The sequence below is a fragment of the Aeromicrobium sp. genome, from assembly GCF_036675695.1.
Classification (GTDB): Bacteria; Actinomycetota; Actinomycetes; order Propionibacteriales; family Nocardioidaceae; genus Aeromicrobium.
The window spans coordinates 1-3,261 of record NZ_JAKFEL010000123.1 but is presented as its reverse complement, the minus strand read 5'-3'; the positions used below and the strand labels follow the sequence as shown (position 1 = coordinate 3,261).

The 3,261-nt window shown below is 64.2% G+C and carries 2 protein-coding genes and 1 pseudogene; all 3 read right to left on the bottom strand.

The features are described 5' to 3' along the window. Nucleotides 1-121: hypothetical protein (locus V6M39_RS07800; RefSeq protein WP_442880719.1), on the bottom strand; the 121-nt coding region annotated here is incomplete at its 3' end. 50 nt (nucleotides 122-171) lie between these two features. Then, nucleotides 172-546, bottom strand: a complete 375-nt coding sequence (rpsL, locus tag V6M39_RS07795) for a 30S ribosomal protein S12 (RefSeq protein ID WP_242910746.1) — start codon at nucleotides 544-546, stop codon at nucleotides 172-174. Between the two features lie 355 nt (nucleotides 547-901). After that, nucleotides 902-3,261: pseudogene (locus V6M39_RS07790) on the bottom strand (hypothetical protein); the annotation flags it as partial.

The following is a 3,261-nucleotide window of genomic DNA, read 5'->3' as shown; positions in this document are numbered from 1 at the left end:
TTTCGGCGACCGACTTCTTGCCGCTCTGCATGACCATGTTGATGAAGCGGGCGATCGTCTCGCTCCCGTGCTTCGGGTCGGGCAGGACGGTGCGCTGCGGAGTGGAACCTTTACGCGACATGTTCGATAACCCTCAGAATCTCTTGGTAGACAGATCGTTGAACGATCCGCTTAGGACTTCGGACGCTTGGCGCCGTACTTGGAACGGCTCTGGCGACGCTTGGTGACGCCAGCGGCGTCGAGCGAGCCACGCACGGTGTGATAGCGAACGCCCGGCAGGTCCTTGACGCGACCGCCGCGGATCAGCACCACCGAGTGCTCCTGCAGGTTGTGGCCTTCGCCGCCGATGTACGAAATGACTTCGTAACCGTTGGTCAGACGCACCTTGGCCACCTTGCGCAGCGCCGAGTTCGGCTTCTTCGGGGTGGTGGTGTACACACGGGTGCAGACGCCACGGCGCTGCGGGCAATTCGCCAATGCGGGCGAAGTGCTCTTGTAGGTTTCCGGGTTGCGCGGCTTACGCACCAGCTGATTGATCGTCGCCATCTGGAACTCTTTGGTGTGAGGCCGAAGCCTTGGTACGAGGCGCAGCCTCGCGTGAAAACGAACGGCAAGCCAATGAATCCGGCCCGCCGAGACGAAAAAGTATAGCCCGCGTTCAACGTTTCCGTCAACGCGAGCTATTCGTTGTTTCGGGTGTCATCGAGGACAACTCGAAACATTTCTGCGATCCCGCCCTGCCTTGGGCCGAACACGAGGCGCTCCGTGCGCCTCCTTTCGTGATCTGGACAGCCGCGTAGGACCGTCTGGTTACACATTAATAATAGCGTATTTCGGCTGCCGGCGTGACCCGGCAGCCGCGAAAGGCGGTGGGCACGAATAACGTGCCCACCCTGCCTGCTTACGACGCGCTGGATTCCTCGGCGGCCTCGACCTCGCCCGAGGTGCCCGACAGGGCTTCCATCTCGGAGTCAGTCAGGCCGGAGGCATTGCGGCGGCGCTGGCTGTGATAGGCCAGGCCCGTACCGGCCGGGATCAGACGACCGACGATCACGTTCTCCTTGAGGCCGCGCAGGCTGTCGCGGGTGCCGCGGACGGCCGCCTCGGTCAGCACACGGGTGGTCTCCTGGAACGATGCCGCCGAGATGAACGACTCGGTCGCCAGCGAGGCCTTGGTGATGCCCAGCAGGACCGGCTCGACCTTGGCCAGGATCTCGTTCTTGGCGAGTGCCTTGGCGTTCTCCTCGATCACGCGCTGGCGCTCGGCCTGTTCGCCGTGCAGGAACTTGGTGTCGCCACCGTCGACGATCTCGACCTTGCGCAGCATCTGGCGAATGATCACTTCGATGTGCTTGTCGTTGATCTTCACGCCCTGCAGGCGATAGACGTCCTGGATTTCCTTGACCAGGTACGCGGCCAGCGGCTCGACGCCGAGCAGGCGCAGGATGTCTTGCGGCGTCGGCTCGCCGTCCACCACGGTCTCGCCCTTCTCCACGTGCTCGCCTTCGAACACGATGATCTGGCGGTACTTGGGGATCAGCTCTTCGTGCTCGTTGCCATCGGTGTCCTTGATGATCAGGCGCTGCTTGCCCTTGGTGTCCTTACCGAACGAGACGATGCCCGAACGCTCGGCCAGCACCGCCGGATCCTTCGGCTTGCGCGCTTCGAACAGGTCGGCGACGCGCGGCAGACCGCCGGTGATGTCGCGGGTCTTCGACGCTTCCTGCGGGATCTTGGCGACGACGTCGCCCACGCCCACGGGGGCGCCGTCCTGCAGGTTGACGATCGAGCGCGGCGGCAACAGGTACTGCGCCGGCAGGTCGGTACCCGGGATGTTCAGGTCCTTGCCGTTCTTGTCGACGATGCGGACGATCGGGCGCAGGTCCTTGCCGGTCGAGCCGCGACGCTTGGGATCGGTGATCTCGCGCGAGGCGAGGCCGGTCAGTTCGTCGGTCTTCTCGATCACGGTGAGTCCGTCGACGAAATCGACGAAGCGCATGAAACCCGCCACTTCCGACACGATCGGATGGTTATGCGGATCCCAGCTGGCCACGGTCTGGCCGGCCTTCACTGCCGAGCCGTCCTTGACCATGATCGTCGCACCGTACGGCAGCTTGTAGCGCTCGCGCTCGCGGCCGTGGCCGTCGAGGATCGACAACTCGCCCGAACGCGACACCGCGACCAGGTGGCCGTTGGCGTGCGAGACGTGCTTGAGGTTGTTGAACTTGACCGAACCGGTGGTCTTGACCGTGACGTTATCGATCGCCGCCGCACGCGAAGCCGCACCACCGATGTGGAAGGTACGCATGGTCAGCTGCGTGCCCGGCTCGCCGATCGACTGCGCGGCAACGACGCCGACCGCTTCGCCGTGGTTGACCAGGTGGCCGCGACCGAGATCACGACCGTAGCAGTGCGCGCACACACCGAAGGAGCTTGCGCAGGTGATGGTGGAGCGCACCTTGATCGCCTGCACGCCGGCGTCTTCGAGCTTCTGCACCCAGACTTCATCGAGCAGGGTGTTGCGGGTGACGAACGGATCCTCGTCGTTGCCCGGCAGGAACACGTCCTCGGCCACGATGCGGCCCAGCACGCGATCGCGCAGCGGCTCGACCACGTCGCCGCCCTCGACGATCGGGGTCATGGTCAGACCCTCGTGCGTGCCGCAGTCGGTTTCGGTAATCACCACGTCCTGCGCGACGTCGACCAGGCGACGGGTGAGGTAACCGGAGTTCGCGGTCTTCAGCGCGGTATCCGCGAGGCCCTTACGAGCACCGTGGGTCGAGATGAAGTACTGCAGGACGTTGAGGCCTTCGCGGAAGTTCGCGGTGATGGGCGTCTCGATGATCGAGCCATCCGGCTTCGCCATCAGGCCGCGCATACCGGCGAGCTGGCGGATCTGCGCCTGCGAACCACGCGCACCGGAGTCGGCCATGATGAAGACCGAGTTCATCGACTTCTGCGCGACCTTCTCGCCCTTGGCGTTGGTCACGGTGTCGGTGCCGATCGCGTCCATCATCGCCTTGGCGACGCGCTCGTTGGTGCGCGACCAGATATCGACGACCTTGTTGTAACGCTCGCCGGCGGTGACCAGGCCCGACTGGTACTGCTGCTGGATTTCCAGGACTTCGGTTTCGGCCTCGTCGAGGATGCCCTTCTTCTCGTTCGGGATGATCATGTCGTCGATGCCGATCGAGACGCCGGCGCGCGTGGCGTACGCGAAGCCGGTGTACATCAGCTTGTCGGCGAACACGACCGTGTCCT